Annotated in this window: 18 protein-coding genes; 9 read left to right on the plus strand and 9 right to left on the minus strand. The window is 45.0% G+C overall.

Annotated elements, in window-relative coordinates:
• Positions 1 to 79: 79 nt before the first annotated feature.
• Positions 80 to 505 carry a hypothetical protein gene (locus HY035_09865; GenBank protein ID MBI3378684.1) on the plus strand — a complete coding sequence of 142 codons (426 nt, stop codon included), beginning with the start codon at positions 80 to 82 and terminating at the stop codon, positions 503 to 505.
• Positions 506 to 544: 39 nt separating this feature from the next.
• Here HY035_09865 and HY035_09870 read toward each other — a convergent pair whose 3' ends face one another.
• Complete coding sequence (locus HY035_09870; GenBank protein MBI3378685.1) at positions 545 to 1384, minus strand: cyclic nucleotide-binding domain-containing protein; 840 nt, start codon at positions 1382 to 1384, stop codon at positions 545 to 547.
• A gap of 114 nt (positions 1385 to 1498) precedes the next feature.
• On the opposite strand from HY035_09870, the gene HY035_09875 reads away from it, so the two are divergent.
• From HY035_09875 to HY035_09910, 8 genes are all read left to right on the plus strand, one after another.
• Positions 1499 to 2665 (plus strand): LL-diaminopimelate aminotransferase, encoded by a 1167-nt coding sequence (locus HY035_09875; GenBank protein ID MBI3378686.1) that lies wholly within the window; start codon positions 1499 to 1501, stop codon positions 2663 to 2665.
• Positions 2666 to 2963: 298 nt separating this feature from the next.
• Positions 2964 to 3422, plus strand: coding sequence for a 2-amino-4-hydroxy-6-hydroxymethyldihydropteridine diphosphokinase (gene folK / locus HY035_09880; protein MBI3378687.1), 459 nt, complete (start codon positions 2964 to 2966; stop codon positions 3420 to 3422).
• Between the two features lie 67 nt (positions 3423 to 3489).
• Positions 3490 to 3762: a DUF4258 domain-containing protein gene (locus HY035_09885; GenBank protein MBI3378688.1), complete on the plus strand. Its 273-nt coding sequence runs from the start codon at positions 3490 to 3492 to the stop codon at positions 3760 to 3762.
• A gap of 9 nt (positions 3763 to 3771) precedes the next feature.
• Positions 3772 to 3993: a YgiT-type zinc finger protein gene (locus HY035_09890; GenBank protein ID MBI3378689.1), complete on the plus strand. Its 222-nt coding sequence runs from the start codon at positions 3772 to 3774 to the stop codon at positions 3991 to 3993.
• A 256-nt stretch (positions 3994 to 4249) separates the two neighbouring features.
• On the plus strand, positions 4250 to 4468 hold the full coding sequence (locus HY035_09895; protein MBI3378690.1) for an addiction module protein: 219 nt from the start codon (positions 4250 to 4252) through the stop codon (positions 4466 to 4468).
• Positions 4468 to 4770 carry a type II toxin-antitoxin system RelE/ParE family toxin gene (locus HY035_09900; GenBank protein MBI3378691.1) on the plus strand — a complete coding sequence of 101 codons (303 nt, stop codon included), beginning with the start codon at positions 4468 to 4470 and terminating at the stop codon, positions 4768 to 4770. Before HY035_09895 ends, HY035_09900 begins: the two co-directional genes overlap by 1 nt.
• A gap of 186 nt (positions 4771 to 4956) precedes the next feature.
• Positions 4957 to 5280, plus strand: coding sequence for a hypothetical protein (locus tag HY035_09905; GenBank protein MBI3378692.1), 324 nt, complete (start codon positions 4957 to 4959; stop codon positions 5278 to 5280).
• A gap of 109 nt (positions 5281 to 5389) precedes the next feature.
• Positions 5390 to 6013 (plus strand): hypothetical protein, encoded by a 624-nt coding sequence (locus HY035_09910; protein ID MBI3378693.1) that lies wholly within the window; start codon positions 5390 to 5392, stop codon positions 6011 to 6013.
• On the opposite strand, the gene hisH is transcribed toward HY035_09910, so the two are convergent.
• The 8 genes from hisH to HY035_09950 all read right to left on the minus strand — a co-directional run bounded on the left by hisH (position 6014) and on the right by HY035_09950 (position 15313).
• A complete protein-coding gene (gene hisH / locus HY035_09915; protein ID MBI3378694.1) occupies positions 6014 to 6628 on the minus strand; it encodes an imidazole glycerol phosphate synthase subunit HisH in 615 nt (204 codons plus the stop codon).
• Between the two features lie 173 nt (positions 6629 to 6801).
• On the minus strand, positions 6802 to 7314 hold the full coding sequence (locus HY035_09920) for an NADH-quinone oxidoreductase subunit B family protein (GenBank protein MBI3378695.1): 513 nt from the start codon (positions 7312 to 7314) through the stop codon (positions 6802 to 6804).
• Positions 7311 to 8885 (minus strand): NADH-quinone oxidoreductase subunit C, encoded by a 1575-nt coding sequence (locus tag HY035_09925; GenBank protein MBI3378696.1) that lies wholly within the window; start codon positions 8883 to 8885, stop codon positions 7311 to 7313. Before HY035_09925 ends, HY035_09920 begins: the two co-directional genes overlap by 4 nt.
• Positions 8882 to 10330 carry a hydrogenase 4 subunit F gene (locus tag HY035_09930; protein ID MBI3378697.1) on the minus strand — a complete coding sequence of 483 codons (1449 nt, stop codon included), beginning with the start codon at positions 10328 to 10330 and terminating at the stop codon, positions 8882 to 8884. The genes HY035_09925 and HY035_09930 overlap by 4 nt, the downstream gene beginning before the upstream one ends.
• A 1-nt stretch (position 10331) precedes the next feature.
• Positions 10332 to 10997, minus strand: a complete 666-nt coding sequence (locus tag HY035_09935; GenBank protein ID MBI3378698.1) for a formate hydrogenlyase — start codon at positions 10995 to 10997, stop codon at positions 10332 to 10334.
• A gap of 1 nt (position 10998) precedes the next feature.
• Positions 10999 to 11949, minus strand: a complete 951-nt coding sequence (locus HY035_09940; protein ID MBI3378699.1) for an NADH-quinone oxidoreductase subunit H — start codon at positions 11947 to 11949, stop codon at positions 10999 to 11001.
• Positions 11946 to 13988, minus strand: a complete 2043-nt coding sequence (hyfB, locus tag HY035_09945) for a hydrogenase 4 subunit B (GenBank protein MBI3378700.1) — start codon at positions 13986 to 13988, stop codon at positions 11946 to 11948. The genes HY035_09940 and hyfB overlap by 4 nt, the downstream gene beginning before the upstream one ends.
• Before the next feature lie 230 nt (positions 13989 to 14218).
• Positions 14219 to 15313: a nitronate monooxygenase gene (locus HY035_09950; GenBank protein MBI3378701.1), complete on the minus strand. Its 1095-nt coding sequence runs from the start codon at positions 15311 to 15313 to the stop codon at positions 14219 to 14221.
• Positions 15314 to 15395: the final 82 nt, after the last annotated feature.

The following is a 15395-nucleotide window of genomic DNA, read 5'->3' on the forward strand; positions in this document are numbered from 1 at the left end:
GGTTCTAAGGCGCTTTTGCTTGGCATAGTTATTGCTTTTGATTATCTTCAGTATATCTCAATTGAAGGGAGGTGAATCCATGAAGAAGATAATAGCTCTTATCGTTGCAGTACTCTTTGTATTTGCAGTTGCTTCAGTCTCTATCGCAGCAGAGGAGAAGAAGGCTGCTCCTGCTCCTGCTGAGAAGAAGGCTGAACCGGCAAAGAAGGAGGAGAAAAAGGCTGCAGTAAAGGTTATGTCAGTAAGCGGCGAAGTTGCAGCAGTTGATGCAGCAGCAAAGACCATTACTGTAAAAGGTAAAAAGGGTGATGTTGTCATAACAGTTGACGCCAAGACACTTGCAGATGTAAAGGCTGGCGACAAAGTCAAAGCAACATACACATCAGCAGACGGCAAGAACACTGCAAAGACAGTAAAGAAAGCCGCAGCAGCAAAGAAAAAGGCTGAAAAGAAGGCAGAGCCTATGAAAGCTGAACCAGCAAAACCGGCAGAAAGTAAGAAATAATATTATTTCTTAAAAATAGGACACTGAAAATTCAGTGTCCTATTTTTTTATCCTCGTTCTTACCTTGCTGAGGGTATCTTCAAGATGGGATTGATAGAAGTCTTCTAATTTTTTCAGGATTTCAGGATATTTCTCAAATATCTCTTCGAGAATAAGCCTGTTAAATTCCATTACTCTAAGCTCATCATCAGCAATAACAGAAGCAGTTCTCGGCCTTCCTGTCAGAAACGCCACCTCGCCAAACACATCACCAACAGACAAGGTTGCAAGCTCTATTTCATTGCCGAGTATATGAGCGACAACCTTTGCCTTGCCTGATATTATGACGAATACGGAATCACCGAAGTCCCCTTCTTCAACAACCTTCTGCCCCGGTAAAAATGACTGTGTTTTAAGCCTCTCTGTTATCTGTTTTATTTCATCTTCAGGAAGGGATGACAAAAACGGAATATGCAAGGCAGGCTCTTCTACTTCTGCTTCAGGCTGAATATTAATATTTCCCTCAGCCTTCACTTCAATATCAGGCAGTGGCATGGAAGGCTCTTCAGCAGGTTTTATTTTTGCGCCTTCAATCTCCATCATCAGCTCTTTGGCGCTCCTGATTGCCTCAGCATTATTCGGGTCAAGCCTGAGTATCACTTTAAAAACAGCAAGCGCTTTCTGCGTGTAGCCGTCTTTCATTAAAAACCAAGCGGACTGCTGATAGGCTGACACAGCGCGGCTGATATCTCCTTTTTTCTGAAAGACGTCTCCAATCTTCAGATGCACCTGCGGATTTTTTGGCTCAGCTTTCAGGATAGCGTTAAGCGAATCCACAGCCTTTTGCCAGTTCTTGTTCTTTACAGCATCAAAATATAATTCCCATTGCTTGCTTTCCATATATCCGCCTTTTCGTAATTTTAATTGTTTGCGCGTTTCATGTCAATTTTACTTCATAACTTTTATTGTATATAATAAACAGGAAAAAATAATCGGGAAGGAGTTTTTGAATTCATGATATCAGTTCAGTTGTCAGACAGAGTGAAACACCTCCCGCCGTATCTCTTTGCGGCAATAGATAAAATGAAGCAGGACGCCCTTGCAAAAGGCATGGACCTTATAGACCTGAGCATCGGCGACCCAGACATTCCGACTCCAAAGCACATAGTTGATGCTATGAAAAAGGCGGTGGAGAATTCCGCTCATCACCGCTATCCTTCTTATGAAGGAATGCTTTCTTACAGGGAAGCGGTTGCAGGGTGGTATAAAAAAAGATTCAATGTCTCATTAGATCCAAAGACAGAGGTATTATCCCTTATCGGCTCAAAGGAAGGCATAGGACACATTCCTCTTGCGTTCATAAATCCCGGCGATGTTGTTCTGGTTCCGTCTCCGGGCTATCCTGTCTATCCTGTGGGAACATTGTTTGCAGCAGGTGAAAGTTACATCATGCCATTAAAAGAAGAAAACGGATTTCTCCCTGATTTCAAAATAATTCCCGAGGGCGTATTTAAAAAAGCAAAGCTCATGTTTCTGAACTATCCCAACAATCCAACGTCTGCAACAGCAGACGCGGGATTTTACAAAGAGGCAATAAGACTTGCGAAGAAATACAACATCATAATATGCCACGATGCGGCGTATTCAGAGGTTTATTACGACAATGAAAAACCGATAAGCTTTCTTGAGATAGAAGGCGCAAAGGATGTCGGCATAGAGTTTCATTCGCTCTCAAAGACATATAATATGACAGGCTGGAGAATCGGTTTTGCTGCCGGCAATAAAGATGTTATTGCAGGACTCGGAAAGATAAAGTCAAACCTTGACTCGGGTGTGTTTCAGGCAATTCAGGAGGCAGCAATTGCCGCATTTAATACTGATGATTCCATACTCTCAGGCATCAGAAAAACATATCAGGACAGAAGAGACGCTCTTTACAATGGGTTAAAGAGCCTTGGCTTCCATCTGATAAAACCAAAGGCGACATTCTATCTCTGGGCGAAAGTGCCTTCAGGATTTGATTCTTCAGGTTTTGTTGCTCATCTTCTTAATAAGGCAGGAGTGCTCATAACACCCGGAAATGGTTTTGGAGCGCCGGGAGAAGGATATGTCAGGTTTGCGCTCACAGTGCCCGTGGAGAAGATAAAAGAAACAGTTGAGAGGATTAAGAAGGTGTTGTAGATGGCAGAAGGGAATAATCTTCTCGCTCATTCCATTTATGATAAGCAGGGCTGCCTTTCGTTTCCTGCGAGATTTTTCGACAGTTCTAAACTCATTCCGCTACATCCTCGAAACTCGACCTTTGACCTCAGACAGTCGAGGATGTGGCCGCTGCATTTCGTTAAGAACCATTACCTAAAAATCCCGAAAGTCACTCAAAACAGCCCTGCTTATCAATACTTCAGAGTGTTTTGAGGTGAATATGGAATATCGGCAAAAAAAAACGCTCGAATGCCATATCCTTCTCTATTCTATCTAAATGTATATCGTATACATCAGCATAGGTTCAAATCTCGGAGACAGGAAAGAGAACTGCCGACAAGCAATAAAGCTGATTGAGAAAAACGGGATTGCTGTTAGGAAACAATCGCGCATGTGTGAGACAGAACCGTGGGGAGTCAATGACCAGCCGAAGTTTATTAATATGGCAATTGAGGTTGAGACAGATAAAAAGCCTGAAGAGCTTCTCGTGATTCTGAAAGAGATAGAGAAAGAGATTGGCAGAACAGAGACAACCAAATGGGGACCCCGCGTAATTGATTTAGATATTCTTTTTTACGATGATTTAATCCTTAAAACTCCAGACCTTGAAATCCCCCACCCTCTCCTTCAGGAAAGAGATTTTGTCCTGAAACCCCTTTCCGAAATTGCACCGGACAAAAGACATCCTGTGACAGGGAAGACCGTAAGAGCGATGCTTGCAAACCTTAAAGCATAATTTTCTTGACTCAACTCTCTGAATTCTCATAAAATTCTCTTAAAAGATGCATCTCGTATAAAATATAATGAAAACATTACAGAAAATTCGGCAAAAGGTTATAGAAAAGGACTACTACCTTTCCGATCATGCAGAAGAAGAAATGCTGGATGACGAGCTGGAAAGAATAGATATTGAAAATGCTATACTTAAAGGAATAATAGGAAAGAAACTAACCGAAGACATGCGTGGAACGAGATATAGAATTGAAGGCCCTGCAAGAGATGGTAGAATTATTCATGTGGTATGCAGGTTTAAAGAGCATGGCAATCTGATTCTTATAACGGCCTACGCTTTATAGGAGGAAATTATGATTTGTGAATTTTGCGGAGGACAAACAGCAAAAAAGAAAGTTAAAAGGCAGCATTGGCTTCATCGGCGGTTGTATATAATTGAAAATGTTGAGGCCGAAGTCTGCTCTGAATGCGGTGAAAGATATTTTCACGCAAAAGTACTTGAGGGAATAGACGGTATTCTTGAAGCCGCACATACTGTTAAGGAAAAGTTGGAAGTAGAAGTTGTTAGTTTATAAGCAGGGGCTGAAAGGAAGAGTATGAAATCTCTTAAAACCGCTTTCAGAAATTGCTCCTGACAAAAAACATCCTGTGACTGGGAAGACAGTGAAGGAGATGATTGAAAACCTTAAAGCATTATTTTCTTGACTCATTCCTCCCAATTCCCCTAAAATCCTCTTAAAAAGTGTATATAGATATAGAAAACCATGTTAGGTTTACAAAATTATCAATAATTGCAATAATAAAGTCATAAATCTTTGAGGAGGTTGTAAAATGCCTACAGATACAAAGCAGATATTAAAAGAGGCATTGGAATTGCCGGTAATGGAAAGGGCAAGTCTTGCAGACCATCTTTTGTCCAGCTTAGATCAGCCTGATGAACACATAGACTCTCTCTGGCGCAAAGAAGCTGAAGATAGAGTTAATGCCTACCAGTCCGGTAAAATCAGGGCTCTCTCACTTAAAGAAGTTCTATCAAAATACGGGAAATAGTGGAAATAAGATTTCTTGAGATAGCGCAAATAGAACTTGACGAAACTATTGAATATTACAATTCTGAATCTCCCGGGCTGGGAGATTCTTTTTTGGTGGAAACGCTAAATACTATTGAGCGAATCAGGCTTTTTTCAAAGGCTTGGCATCCCTTCAGCAGCACTACCCGCAGATGTCAATTGCGTCGCTTCCCTTACGGAATTATCTATCAGATACTGAATACGGAAATTCTTATTGTTGCAGTTGCCAATTTGCATAGAAACCCGGACTATTGGCAAGACAGGATAAAAGAATCAACCTAACAAAACATTTGTGCGAGATTGCTCCTTATAAAAAACATCCTGTGACAGGAAAGACTGTGAAGGAGATGCTTGAAAACATTAAAGCATAATTCTCTTGACTCAACTCCCCGAATTCCCCTAAAATCATTCAAAATGTGCATGTAGACATAAAAATAATGTTAGGCAGATAATAAAGGAGAATTATAGATGACATATCTCGTTTGGTTTTTTTTCATCGGTGCAGCAATCTTAGAGGTTGGCGGTGATGCGGTTATTCGTAAGGGACTACGCGGAAGCAACCTAATTATCATAATGATAGGATGCGCCATGTTGGGTTGTTATGGAATAGCTGTCAACATGGTGAAATGGGATTTTTCAAAATTGCTCGGAGTCTATGTCGCAATCTTTGCGCTGATAAGCATATTGTTTGGGCGATTCCTGTTTAAAGAAAATATACCAAATACGACTTGGGTTGGATTGATAGTTATAATTTGTGGAGCAATGATAATCCAGTTTGGAAATAAAATATAGTCACATACCAGTAGAGGAAACTTTAAAATTGCTTAAGAATGCATAACAAATTCATCCAGCCGACAGGGAATAACGCTTTTTTGTTATCCGTCCCAAGGTTTGTGGCCCGGTGGCTGATGACGGCGTTACGAAAGGAGAGACTACAATGAAGATATTTCGCTTTGGTTTATTATTTCTGCTGCTTGCCTGTATCACCATTAGTGCTGAGGCTCAAACAAATTCATACCGCCATCCTGCAACCGGACTGATAGTCCCTGACAGCGTGGAAGGGATTGTGAGAGGCGATGTGAAAGATTTTGAGGGGACAAATCCCGGACTGGGCGTAAGCGTGGCGTATGACAGGCCCGGCATTACAACAACAGTATACATATACACCTTTGGTTTCAAATCCATTCCCAGTGACCTCTTATCCCCTACTCTCAAAAATCACTTTGCCCAAGTCATACAGGATATATACGAAGTGGAAAAACGCGGATATTACAAGTTTGTAAAAAAGACTGCGGAGGGAATTACCTTTCTTAGAACAGACAAAACAGGCCCGCAGGCATTATCCGCATCTTTCAGCTATGTCCAGAATGGAGTAGAACGCTTGTCAAAGGTCTATCTGCTGGGACACAAACAGCATTTTGTGAAGATACGATTCACATATGACAAATCAGTGCAGGCTCAGGTAGAAGAAAAACTGACTGCATTTCTTAATGCGATGGCTGATATGATTGAGGGGAACTTGTAGCTACGCCTTTTTTACAAAATCTCCGTAACCCTTCAGTACCTTCAAGCCGAGTTCCTGACTTTTTTCAGGGTGAAACTGCATAGCAAAAACATTATCCTTCCAGACCATTGATGTAAAGTTTATTCCGTAGTCTGTCGTAGCTGCGATTATGCCTTCATCTTCCGGCGCAACATAGAAGGAGTGCACAAAATAAAAATATGACTCGCCCCCTATCCCGTTAAATATCGGCGGCTTCTTTTTTATGTTCAGGGTATTCCATCCCATGTGCGGGACTTTTAAATCCATTTTGGGGAACCTCACGACCTTGCCTTTAAAAACATTCAGTCCTTTGCATACTCCAAATTCCTCTGACTCTGTAAACAAAACCTGAAGACCGAGGCAGATGCCGAGATACGGCTTGCCTTTCTGAATTGATTTTATAATAGCATCTGTCAGTTTCATGTCAGTGAGGTTTTTTATGCAGTCCATGAATGCTCCAACACCCGGAAGGACTACGGCATCGGCATTATCAATTGAAGCAGCATCGGTGACAATGCGCGCATCCACGCCGACTTTGAGGAAGCCTTTCTCAACGCTCCTTAAATTACCCATTCCATAATCAACAATTGCAATCATGAATTAAATTACTTTTAAATGATGGTGTTTGTCAAATAAGAAAACTAAAAGAGCGATAGACAGAATCAAAAAATTAATTCTTCCGGGCACCATGGGAGAAACACACAAGGTCATAATGCAGTATAAAGGCAGCGGGAACCCTGCATTAAGAGGATTTACAATAAAAAACCGGCTCATTTCCCTTCGATTGCCTTGAGTATTCCATTGAACAAGGCTGCAGGTGTTGGAGGGCAGCCCGATATATAGGCATCAACCGGGATAACCTTATCAATGCCGCCGAGCGAAGCATAGGTCTCGCCGAAGATGCCGCCGTTACAGCCGCAGTCTCCGACAGCAACCACAAGTTTCGGCGTCGGAGTAGCATCGTAAGTTCTTCTGAGCGCAACCTCCATGTTTCTCGATACAGGCCCTGTGACAAGGAGCATGTCCGCAAATCTCGGAGATGCGGTGAAATGGATACCGTAACGCTCGCAGTTATATATGGAATTGTTCAGTGCATGTATCTCAAGTTCGCACCCGTTGCATGAGCCTGCGTCCACATGTCTTATAGCAAGGCTTCCACTAAAACGCCTTTTAACAACTTCTTCAAGCCTGTCACCAACTACTTTGATGTGAGCTTCCTCTTGTCCCAAAACATCTTCGGTGACAATGCCCGTGCTGAATATCTGGCGAAGGATTCTTATCATAGGTCATGCCCCGAATATGACTGATTAAAGCTTTTATTGCAGAGAGGAAAGTCAGGGACGATATTCCCCGGGATAGATTGTTCAAGCCCTAACCAGTTGACGCTGGAGGGGTCTCTGACCATACAGCGGTTTATCTCTCCGGCCGGTCCCGATTGAAGCCAATAAATTATCTCGCCGCGCCAGCCTTCGACCGCTGCAAATCCCGCCTTTTCAGACGAAGGAGGCTCAATGGTTCCGTTGATATTTCCGTCAGGAAGGTTGTCAAGAAGCCAGCGTATAATTCTGATAGACTCACGCACCTCATGAATGCGAACCCATGTTCTGGCATGCACGTCTCCCGTAACAAGAACCGGCACATCCAGCTCGATGCGGTCATACTGATCATAGGGAGGAAAAGGGTTAAATATGCGGCAGTCAAGATTCATGCCGCTCGCCCGCGCTACTATCCCCACGGCGCAGAGTTCTCTTGCCTTCTCAGGTAAAAGCACACCCGTATCCCTCACCCTGTCTTCAAGTGAAGGATTTTCATCATAGATTGTGACAAGTTTTTCAAATTCCTTCTCAAAACATTTTAATTCGCTCAATATCTTTTCTTTGCCTTTTACATCAATGTCAACAGCAACACCGCCCGGGATAATTCTGTCCATTATAAACCTGTGGCCGAAAAGTTCGCTGTTAGTGCGGAGAATCCCCTCTTTTAACCGCATAAGCTGATAGAACATAAAGGCGAATGCAGCGTCATTGCAGATAGCGCCGATATCTCCCAGATGGTTTGCAATGCGCTCACGCTCGAGAAAAAGCGCCCTAAGCCAGCAAGCCCTTTCCGGGGGAACAAAGCCGGACATGGACTCTAACGCCATGCAATATGCAAGGCTGTGGGCAACAGTGGTGTCTCCTGACACTCTTCCCGCAAGCCTGAAGCCATCCTCCCATCTCATTGACTCAAACTGTTTCTCAATGCCCTTATGCACATAACCAAGCCGTTCTTCGAGGTTGATAATCTGCTCGCCAACTGCCTGAAAACGAAAATGCCCCGGCTCAATAATGCCTGCATGAACAGGCCCAACAGGTATTTCATAAACCCCTTCTCCTTCCGCCCGTGCCCATCTGTATTCGCCTTCTACCCTCGGCATGGGTTTTGAAGCATCAAAGGACTTTCTCAAAGGGTATGCGTCTTGAGGCCAGTCCTCAAACTTTATCCAGGGTCTTAAATCAGGATGACCTTCAGGAATAACACCCATGAGGCTGTTCATCTGCCGCTCAAATCTATAGGCAGGCAGGTATTTTTTGGTAAGAGTTGGAAATGCCGGATCATCCATTGTTGTTACAGTCTTGACAATCAGATATTCTGAGCCCCATCTGTAACAGGCGAATATGCCGAACCACGGCGTCTCTTCCGTAGCCCATTCAGCGGCAAGCAGCGCATATGACTTTTTCATCGCCTTTGCAGCCTCGGCAAACTTCTCCTTCGGCACAGTACAAAATACCACAGACGCGGGATACTGGTAATTTTCCCTGAATCTTACATCCTCTCCAAGGGCTGAGATTATAGCGTCCTTTAATAAACTCATTTCAGTATCTGCACCGCCTTATGAAACCATTGATTAAGAAAACCGGGCATATACAGCCCTACTGCCAGAACAATTGCCATATGCAGAAGCATAGGCAGATGCGCTACTTTCATGGATTTCTGATATGGAGGAATCTCCCCCGCAACCATCGGCTGTACTTTTCTGAATACGGCGGCAAATGCAACAGCAAGCCCCAGAAGAAGAAACGGCGTCATAAGAGGCGCATCTTTTATAGTAGCGGTCAGGATAAGGAATTCGCTTGTGAATATCCCGAAAGGAGGCATACCGACAATAGCCATTGCCCCGAACATCATGCCCCAGCCGACAAGCGGTTTGCCCCTGATAAGCCCCTTTATTTTATCCATATCCTGAGTCCGGTGCATCTGAGATGCATGGCCGACTGTAAAGAATATGGAAGACTTTGCGAGGCTGTGAACAAGCATGTGCAAGAGCGCGCCGTAGGTTGCGATAGGGCCGCCCAATCCGAAAGCAAATGTGGCTATGCCCATATGTTCTATTGAGGAATAAGAAAACATCCGTTTGATGTCTTTTTGCCTGAGCAATGAGAAGGCTGCCACAAGTATGGAAATTATCCCGAAACCCATCATAATATTGCCTGCGTAATGCGTATGAGTTGAGCCGTCCACAATAGCCTTGCATCTTACAAGGGCATACAGGGCGATATTCAACAGTAAGCCTGAAAGCACTGCAGAAATTGGAGTCGGCCCTTCGCTATGCGCGTCAGGAAGCCAGTTGTGCAGCGGAACAAGCCCTACCTTTGTCCCGTATCCGACCATGAGAAACACAAAGGCAAGAGATAATATTGTAGGCTCCAGCTTGCCGCTTGACTGGATAAGATTTGTCCAGAGGAGCGCCTCCCCTCCTTCTCCGAGCACCTTTTCAGCGGCGAAATATAAAAGAACAGTTCCAAAGAGAGCCTGCGCTATGCCCACGCCGCAGAGGATAAAATATTTCCATGCAGCCTCAATAGCTGTCGGCGTCCGGTACAGCGATACCAGCAAGACAGTTGATAATGTGGCAAGTTCCATAGCTATCCACAATACACCTATATTATTGGTAAGAAGACAGAGAAACATTGCAAATATAAAGAGCTGAAACATGGCATGGTAAAAACGCATTCCCCAGTGTCCGACCCTTCCGTGCTCACGTTCACGCCTCATGTAGCGCCTGCTGAATATGGCTGTCGTCATCGAGACAAAGGATGTAAGCACAGCAAGATAAACATTAAATGCGTCAACAAAGAAAAACTTATTTCCGGCAAGCATGGGGCCGTTGTTATAGACATCCAGCGCAAGGGCAATCCCGGCAAGGAAGGTCGCGGCAGAACCCGCTATGTTTATCTCAGGGGCATATTTCCTGTCTCCTACAAAAGCAAGAACAACAGCGGCAAAAAGCGGAACAACCAAAAGAATAAGCAGCGGCATATCACTCCCCTTCCTTCAGCCTTGCCATCTGTTCCACATCCAAGCTGTCAAAGGTAGTATTTATATGGAAGAAGAATATGCCGAATATAAACGCTGCAATCAATATGTCAATTGCCACGCCCAATTCAACCACGAGGGGCATGCCATAGGTTGCGCTCGTTGCGGCAAAGAACAGGCCGTTTTCCATAGCCAGGAAGCCGATAATCTGCGTGACTGCGTGCCTCCTTGTAATCATCATCAAAAGCCCGATCATAACTGTTGCAAGGGCAATAGCAAGTATGGAGCGCGTGACTAACGTTGACATCTCACGCACCGGAGCAGTCAGGCTGTATGAGAATATTACAAGGGCAATACCGATGAGCATTGTGAGGGGCACATTTACCACGGTCTCTATCTCCTTGCGAATCTTCAGCTTATGTATCAGCGCATTCAGGATGTAGGGAAGCAGTATCACTTTCAGTGTGAGGGTTAATACGGATGATATGTAAAGGTGGGGCCTGCCCGCAGCATAGCCGACAATCGCTGTGCTGACCGAAAGGAAAAGCCCCTGCCACGCAAATAAATGAATGAGCCCGTAAATCCTTCTCTGAACAAGCATACCGAATGCCGTCAGAAGCACCATCGCCGCAAGAAAATTTATTATCTGCGCTACAGTCTGAATATCCATATCACTCCAATATAAAATGAGATAACATTCCGAGCGTTGCCAGCAGGAACGCCGCCCCTAAAAATTCCGTCACACGGAAAAGCCTCATCTTTGCAAGCCCGGTCTCTATGAGCACGAGCACAACTCCTGCAAAAGCAAATTTTATTATCAGATAAATCAATGCGACAGGTATTGCCGCCATATTCCCGGCTGCGGCAATTCCCCACGGGAAAAACGCCGCCGCACCCAATGACATAAAGAGGAAAAGTTTCATCATGCCAGCCCATTCAATAAGGGCCAGGTGCCTGCCTGAATATTCGAGTATCATTGCCTCATGAATCATTGTAAGTTCAAGATGAGTTGCCGGGTTGTCAACAGGAATCCTTCCTGTCTCTGCGATTGCGATCATAACAAAGGCAAGAAAGGCAAAAGCAAGAGACGGCCTCAGCGCCATATGAATATCGCTTTGCAAAATGGCCTGTGCAATGTGAGAAAGGGATGTGGACTTGCTCGCCAGAGACATTGTAAATACAGCCATGAGCATTGCAGGCTCTGCAAGCGAGGCAATCATCATCTCACGGCTTGAGCCCATTCCGCCGAAAGCAGTGCCGACGTCCATTCCGGCCAGCGCTGTAAAAAAGCGGGCAATGGCAAAAAGAGCAACGAGCGCAATAACATCCGCCGTGGCGGAAAGGGGCAGGTCCACCGACAGTATCGGGATAATCCCTCCGGCAAGAAGGGTGGCCCCGAAAACGAGATACGGTGTAAAACGGAATATCCACGAGGCATTTTCCGCCAGCGCCACGTCCTTTGAAAAAAGCTTTGCGATATCCCTGCAGGGTTGCAGCATGCTCGGAGAAGTCCTTCCCTGTGACCAGCACTTCACCATCTTTACCCAGCCGGCAAAAATAGGCGCCGCTGCAAGAAGCAGCAAAAGCTGCATTATCTCTATGAGTAACGGCGAAAAGTTCATTTCACAAACACCAGAAGCACAATAATCGTTATAAACGAATAAATCAGATATGTCTGAATCCTGCCTTGCTGAAGCATCCCCACCTTACGGGATAACCAGAAACTCACCCCGGCAATTGGTTTGTAAAGCCATCCCCAGAGACGGTCACGTATCTTGAGATAGTAATTGAGCCTCTTCGGGAATGCGCTGTGGGCGGACTGCGGACTCAAATCTACCTGTTCTTTTATATTGAAAAGATAGCCGAATATTCTCCTTATCGGCATGGAAAAAGATGTGGCATTATACTGCATCCTCTCAGTTAACTTTTCAAACCCGCAGTCCCATGCAGGGCCCCTGCGGATAGCTCCGGGTTTCACATGGAGCATGATGTACGCCGCAGCTACAACTGCGAGAATTCCTAAAAACACAATAATTCCGGAATATGAGGCGCGCTCAGGAGCCACAGGCGTAAGCCAAAGCCAGCCATATGTACCAGCTGAGGCGCTTATCGTAGATCCTACTAACTGCACCGGGATTGTGTCCATCCATCCGATAAACAGAGTCGGCAGGATTCCGAGGAGCAAGCAGGTGGCAGCAGCCAGCATCATCCCAATCCTCATAGGCCAGTTTACCTCTTGAATTTTGGGTTTATGTTGTCCGCGCCAGCGGCCTAAAAATGTTACTCCAAAAGCCTTTACAAAGCATGCCGCAGCAAGCGCGCCTGTAAGGGCAAGGATAGCAGCCCCCACCGGCATAAGCAGTTTTAATATAGGAGCGGGAAGAGACGGAGAGAGGAGAAATGCCTGAAAGGTAAGCCACTCGGATACAAACCCGTTAAACGGCGGCAAAGCTGATATGGATACGCATCCTATAAGAAAAAACACTGCGGTCCACGGCATTTTATGAATAAGTCCGCCCATCTCTTCCATATTTCTTTCATGAGTAGCATGAAGCACAGCCCCTGCGCCCATGAAGAGCAGGCCCTTGAACATCGCGTGATTTAATGTATGGTATATTGCTGCGGTCATAGCCAGTGCGGCTATAAGCGGCATGTTGAAGGAAGTAAAGACCATGCTGAGTCCTATTCCTATGAGGATGATTCCGATGTTTTCCACTGAGCAATAAGCGAGGAGTCTTTTCAAATCATGCTGCATAAGCGCGTAGAGAACGCCCATCACTGCTGAAATAAGTCCGAATACCAGCACAACAGCGCCCCACCACCATGGGAATACCTTGATGAGGTCAAAGGTAACCCTGAGGATGCCGTAAATGGCGGTCTTGAGCATTACACCGCTCATCAGGGCAGAGACATTGGACGGGGCTACAGGATGCGCTTCCGGCAGCCATACATGGAAAGGGATTACACCGGCCTTTGCCGAAAAGCCGAAGAATGCGAGAAAAAATGCGGCGGTTGCCAATTCAACAGGAAACTTTGACGCGCGCATAGCGTCAAAAGTGTATCCGCTGAAGTCCCTGAACCCTGTGGCAAGCCCTGCCATCACGCCGAATGACAGCAGAATAGCCACAGCTCCGATATGAGCAATGACCAGATAAAGAAAAGCGGCCCGTTTGTTTTCTGCCTTTTCATCCTCATACATTACGAGAAAATATGATGCAGCAGCCATCAATTCCCATGCTATAAGAAAGAACAATGCATCATCGGCAAGCACCACCATAAACATGCCTGCTATAAAAAGAGAATAAAAAATAATAAGCCGCACTACAGGCCTCTGTCCTATAAACCCTTTTACATAGCCTATAGAATAAACAGACACATAGAATGACAGCAGCCCTATGGTTGTGAGGAAAAAGCCTGAAAGCGGATCAAGCCTAAGGTGAAACGGCAGGTCTGGCAGGCCAAGAGCGAGAATTGCCCTGTCGGTTGTTCCGTCTCCCACGGCCCATATCCCTGCCGCAACCGCAAGCAGAGAAGCTGCTGCTGCAAGGGAAAAGCAGACATTGGCCATAACTCTCTCATTTTTTCTGAAAAAGGGAACAAGAAAAACCTGAAGCAAAAATAACAGAACAGATAAAGACGCAAGCTCAAGAGGGTTGAAAATCACTTTCTCCCTCCGAACATCTCAGTCTCTTTTCTGGAAATTAAAGAATAGAATTCAGCAGGCAAGGTAAACTGTCTTTTCTGATACATTAAAAAGCTCTGCCATATCTTTAACACTTAGGTTTATTTTTGTCTATCTTGTCCGAGATTAGATAAACGTGAGATTATATTAAAAACAAAGAACTTCCTTTGTCAAGGAAACAGCAAAAAAAGAAACCATAGAGGATTCAATCAGACAAGAACAGCTTTTCCTGTTAACTCTGCCATCAGATCCTTGACTGACAAAATCCTGTCAACCCTGCGAGCATTTGTGCCCACAGTATAAAGAGACTCTTCTTTATCCGGATTGTAGCCGGCAGAACTCAGCAGACCGTTGCATATGCAGAAATGATGCTCGTTGCTCTCTTTTGCAGGGCAGAGACTGAATTTGCCTTCTTTGTCCTTAAGCAGAACATAGCCTTTGTCGCATTTTGGCTTTCTCAGTTTCTGCAGGGTAGAGACATACATGGGCGATTGCTTTATGACCCTGAAAGGCATACCGCATGGAGAACCCGGATCGTATGCAACAATAATATCGTTCTCCCCCGCATTAAGAACAGCCTGTTTATATTCTACAGTGGCGCTGCTCTCCTCAGTAGCAAGGAACCGGGTTCCCATTTGCACACCATCAGCGCCCATTTTCAGGAATCTGATAATGTCGTCATAAGTATAAATACCTCCTGCGACAATGACAGGAAAACCTCCGTATTTGTTAGCCATATCTTTTACAGGCGGCAGCAGGCTTTCAAGCCTGTTTTCATTGCTGTCAATCTCGTCCATCTTAAAGCCGAGATGCCCTCCTGCAAGTGGCCCCTCCAAAACAACGGCGTCAGGCCTGTACCCGTTCTTCTCCCATTTCTTGCAGATGATATCGAGTGCTCTTGCAGATGAAACGATTGGAATAAGCGCGGTATCCTTTGGCGGTTGAATTGTAGGCAGTGAAATAGGCAGCCCTGCTCCTGAAATGATTGCATCTGCGTTTGCATCAAGAGCGCCCTTCACAGAATTGTCATAATCCCTGACAAGCGCACGCATAATGTTTATGCCTGCAAAACCGCCGTTTTCTTTAGCGCGGCAAACTTCTTCATATGCAGCTTCGTATGTATTGAGTTTTTTCCCTGTTCTCTTTGAGACAAGCCTGTCAAGAGCTGCGCTTGATACAATGCCCAACCCGCCTTCCCTCGCAACAGCGCTTGCAAGAGGATAAAGGGAAACACCTACGCCCATACCGCCCTGAATAATAGGAAGCGAAATGGCTTTGCCTTTTATAATCAATGGAGAAAGCATTTGAGAAATCAATTTCCTTATCCCGTTTATTCTACACTATTCACAGGCATATAAGATATTATAGTATCTATTGCTTTGTCAA

The organism is Nitrospirota bacterium, from assembly GCA_016195565.1.
Classification (GTDB): domain Bacteria; phylum Nitrospirota; class Thermodesulfovibrionia; order Thermodesulfovibrionales; family UBA1546; genus UBA1546.